The 17,686-nt window shown below is 69.5% G+C and carries 15 protein-coding genes and 1 pseudogene; 4 read left to right on the forward strand and 12 right to left on the reverse strand.

Translation table 11 applies throughout. The annotated features are described in order from the left end of the window. Positions 1–48: 48 nt before the first annotated feature. Positions 49–1,818, reverse strand: coding sequence for an acetyl/propionyl/methylcrotonyl-CoA carboxylase subunit alpha (locus tag J2Z30_RS22640; protein ID WP_044582567.1), 1,770 nt, complete (start codon positions 1,816–1,818; stop codon positions 49–51). Positions 1,819–1,985: 167 nt separating this feature from the next. Further along, positions 1,986–3,624, reverse strand: a pseudogene (locus tag J2Z30_RS22645) (acyl-CoA carboxylase subunit beta). 317 nt (positions 3,625–3,941) lie between these two features. Between J2Z30_RS22645 and J2Z30_RS22650 the strand changes: the two are divergent. Together J2Z30_RS22650 and J2Z30_RS22655 are read left to right on the forward strand one after the other, a co-directional pair. Further along, entirely contained in the window at positions 3,942–4,622 is a 681-nt protein-coding gene (locus J2Z30_RS22650) for a TetR/AcrR family transcriptional regulator (RefSeq protein WP_044582566.1), read from the forward strand. Further along, the gene (locus tag J2Z30_RS22655) at positions 4,619–5,242 is read left to right on the forward strand and encodes a TetR/AcrR family transcriptional regulator (protein ID WP_044580486.1); all 624 of its coding nucleotides are present in this window, start codon (positions 4,619–4,621) and stop codon (positions 5,240–5,242) included. The genes J2Z30_RS22650 and J2Z30_RS22655 overlap by 4 nt, the downstream gene beginning before the upstream one ends. A gap of 422 nt (positions 5,243–5,664) precedes the next feature. Here the strand turns inward: J2Z30_RS22655 and J2Z30_RS22660 are convergent, their stop codons facing one another. After that, on the reverse strand, positions 5,665–6,459 hold the full coding sequence (locus J2Z30_RS22660) for an SDR family NAD(P)-dependent oxidoreductase (protein WP_044580485.1): 795 nt from the start codon (positions 6,457–6,459) through the stop codon (positions 5,665–5,667). Between the two features lie 127 nt (positions 6,460–6,586). Continuing rightward, positions 6,587–7,426 carry a helix-turn-helix transcriptional regulator gene (locus J2Z30_RS22665; protein WP_044582565.1) on the reverse strand — a complete coding sequence of 280 codons (840 nt, stop codon included), beginning with the start codon at positions 7,424–7,426 and terminating at the stop codon, positions 6,587–6,589. Positions 7,427–7,837: 411 nt separating this feature from the next. On the opposite strand from J2Z30_RS22665, the gene J2Z30_RS22670 reads away from it, so the two are divergent. Next, positions 7,838–8,782, forward strand: coding sequence for an SDR family oxidoreductase (locus J2Z30_RS22670; RefSeq protein WP_044580484.1), 945 nt, complete (start codon positions 7,838–7,840; stop codon positions 8,780–8,782). 81 nt (positions 8,783–8,863) lie between these two features. On the opposite strand, the gene J2Z30_RS22675 is transcribed toward J2Z30_RS22670, so the two are convergent. Further along, positions 8,864–9,436, reverse strand: coding sequence for an SRPBCC family protein (locus J2Z30_RS22675; RefSeq protein WP_044580483.1), 573 nt, complete (start codon positions 9,434–9,436; stop codon positions 8,864–8,866). 143 nt (positions 9,437–9,579) lie between these two features. Here J2Z30_RS22675 and J2Z30_RS22680 point away from each other — a divergent pair, with 143 nt between their 5' ends. Further along, positions 9,580–10,842: an outer membrane protein assembly factor BamB family protein gene (locus J2Z30_RS22680; protein ID WP_044580482.1), complete on the forward strand. Its 1,263-nt coding sequence runs from the start codon at positions 9,580–9,582 to the stop codon at positions 10,840–10,842. Between the two features lie 86 nt (positions 10,843–10,928). On the opposite strand, the gene gdhA is transcribed toward J2Z30_RS22680, so the two are convergent. From gdhA to J2Z30_RS22715, 7 genes are all read right to left on the reverse strand, one after another. After that, complete coding sequence (gdhA, locus tag J2Z30_RS22685) at positions 10,929–12,275, reverse strand: NADP-specific glutamate dehydrogenase (RefSeq protein ID WP_044580480.1); 1,347 nt, start codon at positions 12,273–12,275, stop codon at positions 10,929–10,931. An 87-nt stretch (positions 12,276–12,362) separates the two neighbouring features. Then, entirely contained in the window at positions 12,363–12,989 is a 627-nt protein-coding gene (locus J2Z30_RS22690) for a TetR/AcrR family transcriptional regulator (RefSeq protein WP_044580479.1), read from the reverse strand. Between the two features lie 32 nt (positions 12,990–13,021). Beyond that, positions 13,022–14,191 carry a pyridoxal phosphate-dependent aminotransferase gene (locus tag J2Z30_RS22695; protein ID WP_044580478.1) on the reverse strand — a complete coding sequence of 390 codons (1,170 nt, stop codon included), beginning with the start codon at positions 14,189–14,191 and terminating at the stop codon, positions 13,022–13,024. Between the two features lie 23 nt (positions 14,192–14,214). Further along, complete coding sequence (locus J2Z30_RS22700; RefSeq protein ID WP_078957208.1) at positions 14,215–15,012, reverse strand: SDR family oxidoreductase; 798 nt, start codon at positions 15,010–15,012, stop codon at positions 14,215–14,217. Positions 15,013–15,065: 53 nt separating this feature from the next. Next, positions 15,066–16,070 (reverse strand): 5-oxoprolinase subunit C family protein, encoded by a 1,005-nt coding sequence (locus J2Z30_RS22705; RefSeq protein WP_052701932.1) that lies wholly within the window; start codon positions 16,068–16,070, stop codon positions 15,066–15,068. Next, a complete protein-coding gene (locus J2Z30_RS22710; RefSeq protein ID WP_044580476.1) occupies positions 16,067–16,804 on the reverse strand; it encodes a 5-oxoprolinase subunit B family protein in 738 nt (245 codons plus the stop codon). Before J2Z30_RS22710 ends, J2Z30_RS22705 begins: the two co-directional genes overlap by 4 nt. An 18-nt stretch (positions 16,805–16,822) precedes the next feature. Next, on the reverse strand, positions 16,823–17,638 hold the full coding sequence (locus J2Z30_RS22715) for a 5-oxoprolinase subunit PxpA (protein WP_044580475.1): 816 nt from the start codon (positions 17,636–17,638) through the stop codon (positions 16,823–16,825). Positions 17,639–17,686: the final 48 nt, after the last annotated feature.

The raw sequence follows: 17,686 nt of genomic DNA on the forward strand, positions 1-17,686 counted from the left end.
TGCGGCGGAGCGGCTCTGTGAAGGGAACGAGGGCGGGCTGATGTGTCGTCAATCCTTGATCTGGCAGATCGCGGCGCCGGAGGTGAGGGAGGCGCCGATCTCGGCGGACAGGCCCTTGATGGTGCCGGACTTGTGCGCGGTCAGCGGCTGCTCCATCTTCATCGCCTCCAGGACAACGACCAGGTCTCCCTCCTTGACCTCCTGGCCCTCCTCGACGGCGACCTTGACGATCACGCCCTGCATCGGGGACGCGAGGGTGTCACCCGAGGCGACCGGGCCGGACTTCTTGGCCGCGCGCCGCTTGGGGCGGGCGCCCGCGTGGCCGGTGCGGTCCGGTGACATGCCCAGCGAGGACGGCAGGGAGACCTCCAGGCGCTTGCCGCCGACCTCGACGACCACCGTCTCGCGGCCCGGGTCCTCGTCCGTCTCCGCGTCCGCGGGGGCGGCGAAGGGTTTGATCCCGCCTGCGAACTCGGTCTCGATCCAGCGGGTGTGGGCCGTGAACGGCTCGGTGGAGCCGGTCAGTTCGGGGGCGAACGCCGGGTCCCTGACCACCGCGCGGTGGAACGGGATGGCGGTCGCCATGCCCTCGACCTGGAACTCGGCCAGGGCGCGGGCCGCGCGCTGGAGGGCCTGCGCGCGGGTGGCACCGGTGACAATCAACTTGGCCAGCAGCGAGTCCCACGCCGGGCCGATCACGCTGCCCGATTCCACACCGGCATCCATGCGCACGCCCGGACCGGACGGCGGGATGAATGTGGTGACCGTGCCCGGGGCGGGCAGGAAGTCGCGGCCCGGGTCCTCGCCGTTGATGCGGAACTCGAAGGAATGGCCGCGCGGTTCGGGGTCGCCGTAGCCGAGTTTCTCGCCGTCGGCGATGCGGAACATCTCGCGCACCAGGTCGATCCCGGCGACCTCCTCGGTAACCGGGTGCTCCACCTGCAGACGGGTGTTGACCTCCAGGAAGGAGATCGTGCCGTCGAGGCCGACCAGGAACTCCACCGTGCCGGCGCCGACGTAGCCGGCCTCCTTGAGGATGGCCTTGGAGGCGGAGTACAGCTGCGCGACCTGCTCCTCGGACAGGAACGGCGCCGGGGCCTCCTCGACCAGCTTCTGGTGGCGGCGCTGCAGCGAGCAGTCACGGGTGGAGGCGACGATCACGTTGCCGTGGGTGTCGGCCAGGCACTGGGTCTCCACATGGCGGGGCTTGTCCAGGTAGCGCTCGACGAAGCACTCGCCGCGGCCGAACGCGGCCACCGCCTCGCGGACCGCCGACTCGTAGAGTTCAGGGACCTCTTCGAGGGTGCGGGCGACCTTCAGGCCGCGGCCGCCGCCGCCGAAAGCGGCCTTGATGGCGATGGGCAGGCCGTGCTCCTCGGCGAAGGCCACGACCTCCTCCGCCCCGGAGACGGGATCGGGGATCCCGGCCACCAGTGGGGCACCGGCGCGCTGGGCGATGCGCCGGGCGGCGACCTTGTCACCGAGGTCGCGGATGGCCCGCGGCGGCGGGCCGATCCAGATCAGACCGGCGTCCAGGACCGCCTGAGCGAACTCGGCGTTCTCCGACAGGAATCCGTAGCCGGGGTGGACGGCGTCCGCGCCGGACTCGTATGCCGCGTTCAGGATTTTGTCGATCACCAGGTAGCTGGTCGCCGGGGTGGCGCCGCCCAGGGCGAACGCCTCGTCCGCGGCGCGGACGTGCGACGCGTCCCGGTCCGGGTCCGCGTAGACGGCCACGCTCACGATCCCGGCATCCCGGCAGGCGCGGGCCACACGGACAGCGATTTCGCCGCGGTTGGCGATCAGCACCTTCGTCAGCATGCCGACTCCAGCTCGTTCCCAGCCGCGGTCAGCCGGTGCACCACTCGCATGTGCGGTGCCGCAACGGCGCCGGCATGTTCCGCTCGTTCCAACAGGTGGTTCATGCTGCTTTCTCCAAGAGTCGGGGTCTGCTCGTTCAACGGGGCCAGTGGGAGCGGTCCGGACTAGAGGGGGATGTTGCCGTGCTTCCTGGGTGGCAGCGACTCCCGCTTGGTGCTCAGCTGACGCAGGCCGCGCACGATGTGCCGACGGGTCTCGGACGGCATGATCACCGCGTCGACGTAGCCGCGCTCGGCCGCGACATAGGGGTTGAGGAGGGCGTCCTCGTACTCCTGGATGAGCCGCGCCCGGGTCGCCTCCACGTCGCCGCCGGCCTCGGCCTCGACGAGGGTGCGGCGGTGCAGGATGTTGACCGCGCCCTGGGCGCCCATCACGGCGATCTGGGCCGTCGGCCAGGCCAGGTTGAGGTCTGCGCCCAGGTGCTTGGAGCCCATGACGTCGTAGGCGCCGCCGAACGCCTTGCGGGTGATCACCGTGATCAGCGGGACCGTCGCCTCCGCGTAGGCGAAGATCAGTTTGGCGCCGCGGCGGATGATGCCGTCGTGCTCCTGGTCCACGCCCGGCAGGAAGCCCGGCACATCGACGAAGGTGATGACCGGGATGTTGAAGGCGTCGCAGGTGCGTACGAAGCGCGCCCTTCTCGCTCGCCTTGATGTCCAGGCAGCCGGCGGACCGCATCGGCTGGTTGGCCACGATGCCCACCGGGTGGCCCTCGACCCGCCCGAAGCCGGTGACGATGTTCGGCGCGAACAGCGGCTGCGTCTCGAAGAACTCGGCGTCGTCGAGGATGTGCTCGATCACCGTGTGCATGCCGTACGGCTGGTTGGCGCTGTCGGGCACGAGGGTGTCCAGCTCGAGGTCCTCGTCCGTGACGGCGAGGTCCGCCTCCTCGGGGAGGACCGGCGCCCGGGAGAGGTTGTTGGACGGCAGGTACGACAGCAGCTGCTTGACGTATTCGATGGCGTCCTTCTCGTCGCCGGCCATGTGATGGGCCACGCCGGAGGTGGAGTTGTGGGTGCGGGCGCCGCCCAGCTCCTCGAAGCCGACGTCCTCACCGGTGACGGTCTTGATGACGTCCGGGCCGGTGATGAACATGTGCGAGGTCTGGTCGACCATGACCGTGAAGTCGGTGATCGCCGGGGAGTACACGGCTCCCCCCGCGCAGGGGCCCACGACCAGGCTGATCTGCGGGATGACACCGCTCGCGTGGGTGTTGCGGCGGAAGATCTCACCGTAGGCACCGAGGGAGGCCACGCCCTTCTGGATGCGGGCGCCGCCGGAGTCGTTGATGCCGATGACCGGGCAGCCGGTCTTCAGCGCGAAGTCCATCACCTTGACGATCTTCTGGCCGTAGACCTCGCCCAGCGCGCCGCCGAAGACGGTGAAGTCCTGGGAGAACACGGCCACCGGGCGGCCGTCCACCGTGCCGTACCCGGTGACGACGCCGTCGCCGTAGGGGCGGTTGTCGTCCAGGCCGAAGTTGGTGGAGCGGTGCCGGGCGAACTCGTCGAGCTCCACGAAGGAGCCCTCGTCGAGCAGCAGCTCGATCCGCTCACGGGCCGTCAACTTGCCCTTGATGTGCTGCTTTTCGATGGCGCGTGCGGAGCCGGCGTGCGTCGCCTCCCCGATACGGCGCTGGAGATCCGCGAGCTTGCCGGCGGTGGTGTGGATGTCGATGTCGGACACGTCTTCGGGCTCGGCACTCACCGGATGGATCCCTTCGGGCTGATACGTCGGCGACATGGCATGCGTAGTCAGAAGGTCTCGTGAAAGATGTGCGCGGCCCAGGCGTCGCGCAGCGCGTGGGAGACCTCACCGACCGTGGCGCGCAGCCTCAGGGCCTCGCGCATCGGGGGCAGCACGCTGTCCGTGTCCTGCGCGGCGGATCCATCAGCACCCAGCCGTCGTACACCGTCTGGATCGGCACACCGGACTCACTCTGTGTAACGGAATCCACGCCGGAACCCTCTCGTGGTACTCAATGTCTTATAGACGGTACTCAGTACCGCTCGGTGGGGCAAGTGGTCTCCGAGCACTGAGACAGGGAAAGATGGGTGGTCATGAGGAAGCCAGCCGCGCGGATCCGGCTCGCGGACGCCGCGTTCGTTCTCTTCGACGAACGCGGATACGAGCGGACCACCGTCGATGACATCGCTGAACGGGCCGGAGTGGGCCGTACGACGTTCTTCCGGCACTACCGGTCCAAGGAAGCGGTCATCTTCCCCGACCATGACCGGCTGCTGGAGCTGATCAGGGACCGCCTGGCGACCTCCAGTGACAGCACCGCCCTGGTCGCCGTGTCCGACGCCGTACGCCTGGTGCTGCTGCACTACATTGACGAGGGCGACCTCGCGCGCCGCAGGTACGCGCTCACCAGTAAGGTCCCCGCCCTGCGGGACCGGGAGATCGCCAGCGTGGCGCGGTACCAGCGGCTGTTCCGTGAGTTCATCGCGGACTGGATGGGAGACCCCACCGAGGCGGCCTCGCTTCGGGCCGAGCTCATGGCGGCGGCAGTGGTGGCGGCTCACAACCACGTATTGCGCCGATGGCTCCGGGGAGAGTCCGCGGACCCCGTCGCAGAGGTCGACGAGGCGATGCGCGAAGTCCTCGCTCTCTTCCCGGCACCTCAGTCCCCCAAGGGAAGGGACGATGAGGGCACCACTCTCGTCGCGTTCCGGACCAGCCAGGACCTCGATGCCCTGCTCCCCTCGCTGCGACGCCTCATCGAGGACAGCCGTTGAGCGCACATCGGCATGGCCCCCAACCGAAGAGCACCGCGCCCCCCACACGGGGGCGTCCCGCGCGGCTGAGCCGCGAGCTGATCGTCTCCACCGCCCTGCGGTGCGACCTCACCACGCTCACCATGCGGGAACTCGCCAGTCGCCTCGGCGTCTCACACTCCGCGCTCTACCGCTGGGTCCGCGACCGCGAAGGGCTCTTCGACCTGATCAGCGAGGTCATGGTCGAGCGCATCCTGCCGCCGGACGACCCCACGGAGCACACCTGGCGCTCATGGCTGGCCAGCCTGGCATGGGCCATGCACGACGAGTTCCTGGCCGTACCCGGATACGCCGCCCGCGTCGCGCATCCGCACCGGCACAACCCGGCCTCGTTCGGGCGGCTGCGCGAGCGGGTGGAGGCCGCGTTCATCGCGGCCGGCGCCGCACCGGAGGCGGCACAGCAGAGCTGGTACGTCTTCGGACTCGGCGTCGTCCAGTGGCTCGGCGCGGTCGACCAGGGCGTCTCCATGGACGGCGCGCCGCCCCGCTTCGACCTGTTCCTCGACACGCTGCTGCGCGGCCTGCCCGCCCGCCTTCCCGTCGAACACCCGCGTTCCGATGCCCAGCGCTCTCGGCCGTAGGTCACAACACCGCGACCTTGAGCACCAGCTTGCCCGTGGTGGTGCCCACCGCGCGGCGCAGCGCCCGGCGTGTCTCATCGGGGAAGGCGGCGGCCATCTCGAACGGCACGATCTGCGTCAGCTCACCCAGATGCCCCGGAGCGAAGACACCGTCGGCTACCGCGATCTCGCGGGTGACGACACACTGACCTGCCAGCGGAGCCTCCGGTGCTGTGAACGGCTTGTCTTGGCGGACCAGCCAGTTCTACCGGGGCTCCGCTTCTCGCGTCCAACGTTCTTCCAGATCAGACCCCACTTGCGGCCCCACCCAGACCCATAACTTCATGGCCTTGGCCTTTAGCCGGGAGAGCCTCAAGACCAAGGAGTCCTTCTCAGCCAGGCTGGGCGTGTGCGGGCGGACATCATGCGGTGGGCGGTCGGCCTTACGGCACCAGCGCGATACCCCCGTCGACGCGCAGATTGATTCCGTTGATGTAGCCAGCCAGCGGGCTGACGAGAAACGCGACCACGGCCGAGATATCCGCCGCGGTGCCGAGCCTGCCCGTCGGGTTCGGGGCGTACTCCGCCACCACCAGCGGTTCCAGCTCTGTCCATTGCTCCGGCCAGCCGCGTGCGGCCGCTCCGTCCTCGAACATCTGCCGCATGCCGTCCGTCACGATGACACCGGGGCTCACCGTGTTCGCGGTGATGCCGGATCCGGCCAGATGCCGGGCCAGGCTGGTCGTCATGTTGACCACCGCCGCCTTCGCCGCCGAATACTCGACCATGTTCGGCAACGGAGTCGTCGCGGCCCGGCTGCCCACATTGACCACCCTTCCCCATCCGCGCTCGCGCATTTGGGGCACCAGGGCCCGGATCATCCGCACCGCGGACACGACGTTCCCGTTCATCGCGTCCAGCCACAGCGCCGGCTCCGCGGATTCCCAGTCGTGCTCGGCGAAGGGGCCGGCATTGTTGACCAGTATCTCCACGCCCCACTCCCGGGCCCGCTCGGCCACCGTCCCGGCGGCGGCCTCATCGGCAAGGTCGCCCAGCACGACGTCCACCACCCCGCCGACAGCACGAAGCCGCTCCGCGACGTCGCCGATATGCGCCGGGTCGCGGCCGTGCACCAGCACAGCGCACCCTTCGTCGACCAGCCGCCGGGCCACGGCGGCACCGATACCGCCGCTGCTCCCCGTCACCATCGCCCGTCGTCCCGCAAGGTCCAGGTCCATATTTCGGCACACTAGACGACGTCTGTGACAGCGGTGGCGGCTCTGTGGCGCTCTGTGGCAGCTCTACTGGACGCATTGACCACGAGCGTCGTTGACAGTGGCTGTGCCGTATGGCGAGGAGGGCCCCTCAGCGCAGCGCCTGTGCTCCTATGACGGACAGCAACTGCAGCTTTTCGTAGCTCTCACTGCCGGGAATGGCGGTGTAGACGATGAGGAAATGCGACTGGTCCGGATCGAGCAGCGTCTGGCAGGTCAGCTCCAATGCGCCGAGCTCGGGGTGGATGAAGTGTTTCACCTCGTTGGGCCGGATGCCGACCTCGTGGTCGTTCCACACCTGACGGAACTCTTCGCTCTGAGCGAGCAGCAGGTCGGCGTAGTGGGCCGCGCGGGAACCAGGACCCCGCAGTGTGGCCACCCCGCGCAGGCCCGAGGCGAACATGCGGGTGAGGAACGGATGGTCCTCGGGGGCGTAGAGCTGTCGCGTGGCGGGGTCGGTGAACCATCGGTAGCCGAGGCTGCGGGCCGGGCCGCTGTAGACGGTCAGGTCGCCGGTGAGCGCGATGCCGAGCGGGGTCTGCCGCAGCGTCTCGCCCAGCTCGGTGACGATCTCCGCGGGAGTGTCCTGCAGCCGGTCGAGGATGCGCAGCAGGCCGGGACCGATGTGCTCGCTGTCCGCGCCCCGCGGGGGCGGGGTCCGTCCGGCGAGCCGGAACAGATGGTCGCGCTCAGCGAGGGAGAGGTGGAGCCCTTGCGCGATGGAGGCGATCATCTGCTCGGACGGCTGGGGTCCGCGCTCCCGCTCGAGCCGAGCGTAGTAGTCGGTCGACATATGGCACAGCGCGGCCACTTCCTCCCGCCGCAGCCCGCTTGTCCTGCGGCGTGGTCCACGCGGGAGGCCGACGTCCTCGGGTTGCAGCGACTCCCGGCGGCGCCGGAGGAACTCCGCCAGTCCGGTCCGATCGATCACCGCGCGCGCCTCCGTCACCGTGCGTGCCTGCCCTTCGACCCCTTCGACCCCTTCGACGTTCATTTCTACCGCCCGCGCATCTCGACATCCACGGATTCTCAATCCCCCCTTCACGGGTTGCCGCCGCTACGGCGCCATCCGAGGCTCAGTGACGTACCCGGTCGCGAAGGGAACGAGGGCATGACTGATCTCACCGGGAAGGTCGCCGTGGTCACGGACTCGGCGCGCGGGATCGGCAGCGCCACAGCCGTCGGCGGGGCGATCCCATAGCCGCCGGTCAGGCTCACACATGCACCGCCGCGGATCCTGCCGGAGAGCCCGGACTTCCTGATCAGTGGATCGAGCAGCCCTGACACAGCGCCGCCGTCTTCCACGACGGTGGAGGCAACGACACAACCCAGGAGTGGGCGCATGCCACGCAAACCCATCGACATCACCGTCCCCGACCTGTCCGGCAGGCGCGCCGTCGTCACCGGAGCGAGCGACGGCATCGGGCTCGGCCTCACCACGAGGCTCGCCGCGGCCGGGGCCGAAGTGCTCCTGCCCGTTCGCAACCCACGCAAGGGCGAGGCCGCGCTCACCACGATCCGTCAGACGACGCCCCACGCGAACGTGTCGCTCCGCGAGCTCGACCTGTCCTCGCTCGCCTCCGTCACGGCCCTCGGCAAGACCCTGCAGGAGGAGGGCCGGCCGATCCACATCCTCGTCAACAACGCCGGCGTCATGACCCCGCCCGACCGGCAGACGACCGCCGACGGGTTCGAGCTTCAATTCGGCACCAACCACCTCGGCCATTTCGCCCTGGTGGCCCACCTGCTGCCGCTGCTGCGCGCCGGCCACGCACGCGTGACCTCACAGGTCAGCGTCGCGGCGAATCAGCGCGCCATCAACTGGGACGACCTGAACTGGGAACGCTCCTACGACGGCATGAAGGCCTACAGCCAGTCGAAGATCGCGTTCGGGCTCTTCGGCCTCGAACTCGACCGGCGCAGTCGGGCCAATGGCTGGGGCATCACGAGCAACCTCTCCCATCCCGGGGTCGCTCCGACGAACCTGCTCGCCGCTCGCCCCGAGATCGGACGCGCCAAGGACACCCTGGGCGTGCGCATGATCCGGGCTCTGTCAGCCCGCGGCATCCTCGCCGGGACAGTCCACACCGCGCAACTTCCCGCCCTCTACGCCGCCACCTCCCCCGACGCCGAGCGTGGCGGGTTCTATGGGCCGCGCGGACCAGGGCACATGGGTGGCCCTCCCGGCGAGCAGAAGCTCTACTCGCGCCTTCGCGGCACCGAGGAGACCCGGCGCATCTGGCAGGTCTCCGAAGAGCTCACGAAGGTTGCCTTCCCCGATATCTGAGCAGCTCGACACATCTGAGAAGCTCGACGCTTCTTCGTCCAGGCTCGCCGCTTCCTGACCTCAATAAGACTGGAGCCGTCGTCATAGTCCGCCGCCGGCCACCTTCTTCGCGATGGCTCGCAGCACATCACGGCGGATCATGCCGCTGCCCGCGCGTATGAAGCCCCAGTACAGGGCGAAGGCGCGGCGGGTGGCGGGGTCGGTGTTCAGGACCCGGGTCTCGGTGGACAGCCATGTGCCGTCGCCCTCGGGGGTGAGGCGGAAGTTCATCACCACCTTGGACCAGCCCGCTTCGTCGAAGTGCGCGAACGCCTCCGGATCACCGCGTTCGACATCCGGACGCACGGGGCGCAACGCGGTGTAGCGGGCGATGTCGCCGAGCACCACCTCATGGGGCGGGTCGGCGGCCATCTCCCGGGGTGGCAGCCACTCCAGGACCCGCGGGTCCACGCCCTGGTGGGCTCCGGGGTCGACACCGCCGGTCCAGGTCCTGGGGCCGCCGCGCACCCGCATCAGGCCGAGGGTCACGGCGAGTTCGCCGACCCGCAGGTCCACGAGCCCACGCCAGACCCGCTCCGGCGGGGCGTCGATCCGTCGGCTGTGGTGTTCACGCTTGTCGAAGGCCGGCAGCAGTCGTTCCAGCGTCCAGTGCATCAAAACAGACCTTGTCCGTCGTGAAGTTGAGAGTCTGTCATTTTTTGCCGTCCGAGCTCTTGTGAGAGCCATCCGACTTCATTACTTTCCAGTAGGTGGCGCCCCGACGATGACATACCCCCATCACCTCCAATGGAGTGGCCATGCCTCCCGAGCACCGTGGCTCCACCCGAATGATTCTCTCCCTCGCCGCCGCCGTGGCGCTGGCCGTGACCGGTTCCACGGCGGTGAGCGCCTCCGCCCAGCCGAAGGCGGCCGGCCTGCGGGAAGTGATGTTCGTGGGCAACAACTGGGACGGCACCGCCGACGTCATAAAGTCCACCGGCGACTTGGCCGGGATCGGCCGGATCAACGTCATACCGGACAAGGACCAGCGGCTCACCGAGATCTACCTCAACCCCATCAAGCTCGCCTTCTTCCTGGGGATCCGGCTGGGTCCGGGAGAAGGGCACGACCAGTTCGTGGACGACATGTACTCGACCCCGGACGGCTCCGCCATCGTCGTCTCCCGGCCCAGCTTCGCCGACGTGGTCTCGATCGACGTCACGACGGGCAAGCTCAACTGGCGCTTCCCCGTGTCGGGATTCCGCGCGGACCACATGGCCGTGTCCCCCGACGGCAAACGCGTCGCGGTGTCGGCTTCGACGTCGAACACGGTCCATGTCCTCGACATCGAGACGGGAAAGCAGCTCGGCTCGTTCTCCGCCGGTGACAAGCCCCATGAGAACGTCTTCACCGACGGCGGCAAGTACCTCTGGAACATGTCGATCGGCGAGGTCAACACCGACCTGGACGATCCGTCGATGGACTGGACGAAGGGCGATCGGCACATCACCGTGGTCGACACGAACACATATCGGCAGGTCAAGGTCATCGACATGCGCGAACGGCTCGACGCCTTCGGCCGCAAGGACCTGTCCGACGCCGTCCGGCCCGTCGCCTTCACCCCCGATGAGTCCAAGCTCTACTTCCAGGTCTCCTTCTTCAACGGGTTCCTGGAGTACGACGTGGCCAAGGACAAGATCACCCGCGCGAAGACCCTCCCGAAGAACCCTGAGACCAGCGAGGACCGCACCACCTGGGTCAACGACTCCCGCCACCACGGCCTGTCGATGAGCCCCGACGGCAAGAAGCTGTGCGTGGCCGGGACGATGGACGACTACGCGACCGTCGTGGACCGGGAATCGCTCCAGGAAGGCCCCCTGGTGCCGACCTCGAAGCCGTACTGGGCGACGGTGAGCGGCGACGGCACCGCGTGCGTCGTCTCCGAGAGCGGTGCCGACCGGGTCACCGCGATCGACTTCGCGACGGGCGAGAAGACCGCGTCCGTATCGGTCGGCGACCACCCGCAGCGGGTGCGCATCGGCCATGTGGCCGCCGACTGGACCGGACCGTCGGCCTCGTAGCGGTACCTCGGAGCGTCGCGGCGCGCCGGTGGCCCGGCGGGGGCCAATACGTCATGCGGCCCCCGCCTCGTCCTGTCGGCAGCAGGTCAGACGACCCCCTGGGCGGTCATGGCCTCGGCGACACGGAGGAAGCCCGCGGCGTTGGCGCCGAGCACGTAGTCGTCGGCGTCACCGCCGTAGGTCTCCGCGGTGGCGCGGCACTGCGCATGCACCTGCCGCATGATGGTGGCGAGCTGGTCCTCCGTACGTTCGAAGCTCCAGCTCTCGCGGGACGCGTTCTGCTGCATCTCGAGTGCGGAGGTCGCCACCCCGCCCGCGTTGGCGGCCTTGCCGGGACCGAACAGAATCCGCGCGCCGCGGAAGACCTCGACCGCCTCGGGCGTGCACGGCATGTTCGCGCCCTCGGCCACGGCCAGCACACCGTTCTTCGTCAGCGCGGTGGCGTCCTGCTGGTGCAGCTCGTTCTGGGTCGCGCACGGCAGTGCGACCTGGCACGGCACGTCGAACACCGACCCCCGGGCGGAGAACCGGGCGGTCGTCTTCACCTCGGTGTAGGCGGAGATCCGCTCGCGGCGCACCTCCTTGATCTCCTTGAGCAGTTCCAGGTCGACGCCGTCCTCGTCGACCAGGTAGCCGGAGGAGTCGGAGCAGGCCACCACCCGGCCACCGAGGGCGTGGACCTTCTCGATGGCGTAGATGGCCACGTTGCCCGATCCGGAGACCACGACCCGCCGTCCGTCGAAGTCCTGGCCGCGCGTGGCGAGCATCTCCTGGGCGAAGAACACCGCGCCGTAGCCGGTCGCCTCGGTGCGGGCGTGCGATCCGCCCCAGCCGACCGGCTTGCCGGTCAGAACGCCGGACTCATGGCGGTTGGTGATCCGCTTGTACTGGCCGAAGAGGTAGCCGATCTCACGGCCGCCGACTCCGATGTCCCCGGCGGGCACATCCGTGTGCTCGCCCAGATGCCGGTACAGCTCCGTCATGAACGCCTGGCAGAAGCGCATCACCTCGCCGTCCGTGCGGCCCTTGGGATCGAAGTCCGAACCGCCCTTGCCGCCGCCGATCGCCATGCCGGTGAGCGCGTTCTTGAAGATCTGCTCGAAACCCAGGAACTTGACGATGCCGAGGTTGACACTGGGGTGGAACCGCAGCCCGCCCTTGTACGGGCCGAGGGCGCTGTTGAACTCCACCCGAAAGCCGCGGTTGACCTGCACCGTTCCCTGATCGTCCACCCACGGCACCCGGAAGATCACCTGTCGTTCGGGCTCACAGAGCCGTTCCACGATCCTGGCGTGCAGATACTCCGGGTGGGCCTGGAGCACGGGTCCTATCGCCTGCAGCACTTCGTGTGCTGCCTGATGGAACTCCGTTTCCGCGGGATCCCGGCGGTGGAGATTGCCGTAGACGGCCTCGAGGTAGGCGCTGACGTCCATGTGCGCTGTTCTCTCCGTTCGCATGCGGGCCGGCCGGGCGCCGGCCCGAGCTGTGCTTCAGGCGCTGAAGTGCGCCGACAGCGTACTTCAGCCGGTGTCGGCCTTCAGTGGGGAAGAGACCAGACCGGAGTCCGGCGTGCCGTGCCGGGCCGCCGACCACCCGATCAGGGCTCCGCGCAGGGCGCCCATGAGGCGGGTGGCCGCCTCGTCCTCGGTTCGTCCGCTCTTGATGAGGTCGAGGATGTCCCGTGGGTCGAACAACGCGTTCCACAGATACAGGGCTTCGTCGCCGAGGTCTCCCAGACCGAGCTCCTCGGCCGTCTGCCGCAGTGGCTCGGTGAGCGCCTCGGCCTGCGGGGTGAGATAGCCGGTGCCCTCGCGAAGTCGCTCGAGGTAGCCGCGGTGCGAGCGCATCTGCGCCATCGCACCGCCGTGCTCGAGGACCAGGGACACCCAGTACCGCGACACCGCGTCGAGCTTGCGCATGCCCCGGGTGGTCTGCGCGGCACTGAAGTCCCTCAGTTCGGAGCCCACTTGGGCGCGGAAGGCGTGCAGGATCTCCTCCACGGAGGAGAAGTGGCGGTAGGCGGTCGCGGTGGACACCTCGGCATGCTTGGCGATCTCCGCGAGGCTGACCGGGGTGGGCGAGTTCTCGAAGAGTCGTGCCGCCGCCTTGATGAGATGCCTGCGGTTGCGCTCGGTGTCACTGCGCATGGGACGACTCCTCCTCGCGTCCGGGACGGCGTTCATCGCAGGGCGGCGAGGCCGTGGGCCAGCCTGCGGACGCCCTCGACGATGGACTGCGGACCGGCGGCGTACGACAGGCGCAGGTGCCCCTCGCCCCGGGCCCCGAACTCGCTTCCGGGCCGGACGGCGACACCGTGCGTGCGCAGTGCCGCCACGACATCGACGGAGGGCAGGCCGAGGTCGTACCGCGGGAACTGGTAGAAGGCCCCCTCGGGCGCGCTGAGGGTGAGACCGGGTATCGAGGCCAGTTCCTTGCGCATGATCTCGCCGCGTTCCTCGTAGGCGGCGCGCATCCGGGCGACGTCATCCGCACAGCTTTCCACCGCGACGAGCGCGGCGTCCTGGATAAAGGTGTTCACCGACCCGTTGAAGGTGTTGTGGACGCGTGCGGCCGCCTGGACGAGGGGTGACGGGCCCCAGAGGTAACCCACGCGCCAGCCGGTCATCGCGTAACTCTTGGAGAAGGTCTGGCAGTAGACGGTCCGCTCGCGCAGCCCGTCGACGGAGACCGCGGACGTGAAGGGCCGCCCGGTGTAATCCAGGTCGGAGTAGGCCTCGTCGGAGATGACGATCGTGGAGGTGCCGTCGAGCAGATCGGCGAGCGCGGAGAGTTCCTCGTGGCCGTGGACGATCCCGGTCGGGTTCACGGGGTTGCAGAAGACGAAGAGCCTGGCGTCGTCGAGGGCGGCGGCGAGCCGGTCGAGGTCCCAGTGCAGGTCCGGACCGAGCGGTACGGGGTCGACGACACCCCCGGCCATGGCGACGAGGTCGGCGTAGAGGGAGTAGGTGGGGTCGGGGATGACCACCTTGTCGCCGGGGTTGACGATGGAGAGGATCGAGGCGGCGAGGCCGGCGGTCCCGCCCTGGGTGATCAGGATGTCGGCGGCGGAGACCGGCGCTTCGGCGGTGGCGGCGAGCTTCCCGGCCAGTGCTTCGCGCAGGGCGGGTTCGCCGAGCAGCGGCGAGTAGTGGGTCCGTCCGGCTCGCAGCGAGGCCTGGGCCGCCTCGGTCACCGAGGGGGGAGTGTCGAAATCGGGTTCGCCCATGGCGAGGGAGACGAGGTCGGCCCGGGACTGCGGCTGCTGCGTCCGGCGGGACGCGGCCGCGATCCGGGCGACGGCGTCGGCGGTGGCGAACCGGGGCGGCTGCGTGGTGACGGTGGGCGGCATGCGCTCCTCCTGGTGGCGGGTGGTCAGGCCGGCGGTGCGGCGTCGGCGGGCGCTCCGGCCCAGCGGCTGATCTCGAGGTCGTCGGAGGTGTCGCGCTGCCGGGTGGGGGCCACGACGATCTCCTGGAGGACGACGCGCTGGGGAAGGGTGACGGCGAGGCGGATGGCCTCGGCCACGTCTTCCGGCCGCACCATGGTGGCGCGCTCCTCCGGCTCCGGAGGCCGGGCGCGGTTGTCGAGGATGGGAGTGTCCGCTTCCCCGGGCAGCACGGTGATCGCTCGCAGCCCCTGGTTGCGGAAGGTGTTGTGCAGGAAGGTCATGAAGTTGCGGGCCCCGGCCTTGGCCGCACCGTAGGCGGCCCCGCCGAGCAGGTTGGGGTTGACGGCGGCGAGCGAGGAGACGGTGACGATCGTCCCGGCGCCACGGCCGAGCATGTCGGGCAGGACGGCCTGGGTGAGCTGGAAGACCGCGGTGAGGTTCACGTCGAGGACCTGGCGCCACTCGTCGTGCGGGAGCCACTGCGGGTTGAGCACCGACGAGGCGCTCCCCGCGTTGTTCACCAGGATGTCGATCGGGCCGAGCGCGGCATGGACCTGTTCGACGACGCGGGTGACGTCCTCGGCGCGGGTGACATCCGCCGCGAGGGGAAGGGCGGTGCCGCCCTCGGCGCGGATCGTGGCCGCGACGGTGTCGAGGACCCGCTGTCTGCGGCCGAGCAGCACGGCCGTGGCGCCGTCGCGGGCGAGCAGCCGGGCGGTCTCGAGTCCCATCCCGCTGCCCGCTCCTGTGATGAGCGCGATCCTGCCGGCCGACGGTGTCACCGCTCCTCCTCCATGATTCATCTGCGATCCCAATTACAAGTGAGAATATCTTCTCATTTAGTGTGTGACAAGGGTTCCTTGAAGCCGAGGGCGCCGAACGCCTCGGCGGCGGCATGCCCGAGGGCCCTGACCTCCGCCGCGCGCCGCGCGAACCGCCGCAGCGAGCTCTCCCGGTCGATCCAGCGGAACCGCAGTTCCCGGCCGGGGCCGGCCTGCCCGAGCATCGGCAACGAGGCACGCGCGGCAACGCCGACGATCGGATAGCCCGCGGTCAGGCTCCGGTAGCGGCCGAGCACGATCAGCTCATCCGCGTGCGGGATCTGCAGCGCGCCGATGGGCACCCCGTGCGAGACGATCTCGGCGTCGGTGTCCGGATGCAGTACGGGGCCGTCGAGACGGAGTCCGACGTGGTTGGAGCGAGGGGTGACGACGTAGGCCGACTCCTCGACCATCTCGCGGATGCCGGGGACCGCGTGGATGCCATGGCTGGCGACGACGTCGATGACCCAGGGGCCGTCGTCGAAGCGGGGCACGGGGACGGGGAGCCGGAACAACGGCGGCTCGAACAGACTGCGGCCGAATCCGCCGAACCCCGTTTCCAGCAGTACACGAGAGCCCGGGGCAAGGTTCTGCCCGAATCCCATCCGGGCGTCCGGGGCCGCGCTGCCCAGCAGCGTCCGCGAGGTCATTCTGCCGTTCACGGCCAGATAGACCCGGGCTCCCCTGTTCATATCACCGCGGACCCGTACCTCGTGCCCGGCGGGAACGACCAGCGGCGACCAGCCCTCGACCGGCCCGCCCGCGACGGTGACCCGGGCGGGAGCTCCGGTCACGGCGACCAGGACGTCCTCGTCGGGCACGAGCGCCAGCTCGCCTCCGAGATTCTCGATCAGGGTCGCACTGCGGGCGTTGCCCACCAGGAGGTTCGCGACGGTTGCCGAGTGCTGGTCGGCGGCGCCGCCGGTGGGCACTCCGCGGCGTTCGGTGTCGCGTCGGCCGAGGTCCTGGAACGTCGTGATCCAGCCGGTGCCGGTGATCTCGAGTGCCACGGTCTTCATGCGCCCTCCCCCGTCGGCAGCGGGAAACCGGCCTTCAGCGCCTCGGCTTCATCCCGTGTGACGGGCACGAAGCGCACGATGTCGCCCGTCCCGAACGCCGCCGGGTCAGGGCGGGAGATGTCGACGATGGTGTGCGGAGTGCGGCCGACGACCCGCCAGCCGGTCGGCCCCGGGAACGGCTGAATGATCGCGTTGGTACCGGCGATCATGACGGCTCCGGGAGCGACGTCCGTCCGTGGCTCGGCACGGCGGCGCACCGGCCCGGGTACCTTCAGACCGTCCATCATCGGGGCCATCGCCGCGCCGAGGAGAGCGACGGTGAAGGTGGACTCCGCGATCGCCTCGACGACCTCGGCAGGCGCGAGTCCCAGTTCTCCGGCGACGGAGGCCAGGTCGGGACCGCTGTCGTGGTCGAAGACGACGGGAATCGCGAAGGTCCGTACGGCTCGCCCGCCGTCCGTGGTACTCGACGGGGAGGGCGCCCACCGCGCCACCAGACGAGCCGCGTACTCCACGTGCTGGAGCGCGGTCCGCAGCGGATCGAACTCGATGAGCAGGGATTCGAGACCGGAGACGACGTCGAGCACACCGTGCGGGCGGTGCGCCAGGAACCGGTCGCGGAAGGCGACGGTCGCGGCTCTGCGGATGGCCTGGTCGGCGTGGGGGATGGTCACCATCACCGCCGAGTCCCCGAAGGGTTCGACGGTGATGGCGCCGTACTGTGCTGTGGTCATCGCCTGGTGCGCCCGACGTCAGCCGGCGAGCGCGGCCTCCGTCTTCTCTGCCTTCTCCGCCAGGACGTCCCGCAGTCCGGTGACCCGTATGTCGGCGGCGTCCAGTGCTGCCCGCACAGCGGTGCCGTTCTCCAGCACGGTCGGGTGGTCACCGTGCAGGAGCAGGACGTCCGCGTCATGGCCGAGGGGGACCACATTGCCGTTGACCGAGCGGACCGTGCCCTCCTGCACGACCTGGGCCGAGCGCCGGCCGATGAGTTCGGGGTCGTAGATCAGGCCGCCCTCGTGCGAGCGGGACACCGGCATGCCGTCGTCGCCGTAACCGCGGTCGGCCAGGAAGACGTAGCCGACCTCGAGGCCGCGCTTGCGGGACTCCTCGGCGAGCAGGCCGCGCTGACAGATGACGATGTAGTCGGTGTTGTACGCGGCGATCGCGTCGGTGATGGCCCGCGCGTGCTTGGCGTCCGTCTGGGCGATGGAGCCCATACGGCCGTGCGGGGCCACATGGCTGATGGTGCCGCCGTGCACCCGGGCGAAGGCGTCGAGCGCGCCGAGCTGGTAGAGGACGTCCGTACGGATCTCCTCCTCGGTGGCCTCGATGAGCCGGCGGCCGAAGCCGACGAGGTCCGGGTAGCCGGGGTGGGCGCCGAGCTCGATGCCCCGCTCGACACAGTCGGCGACGGTGCGGTCCATGATGCGCGGGTCACCGGCGTGGAAGCCGCACGCGATGTTCGAGGAGGTGACGAGGGTGAGCAGGGCGGCGTCGTCGCCGATCGTGTAGTTGCCGAAGCTCTCGCCGAGATCGGCGACGACGGCTACGGAATTGCTTCCCATGAGGTGTCTCCTGAGGTAGGGGCGGGCGCCGAGTGGGATGCCGCCGGG

Source organism: Streptomyces iranensis (assembly GCF_017874715.1).
In the GTDB taxonomy this organism is placed as follows: Bacteria; Actinomycetota; Actinomycetes; order Streptomycetales; family Streptomycetaceae; genus Streptomyces; species Streptomyces iranensis.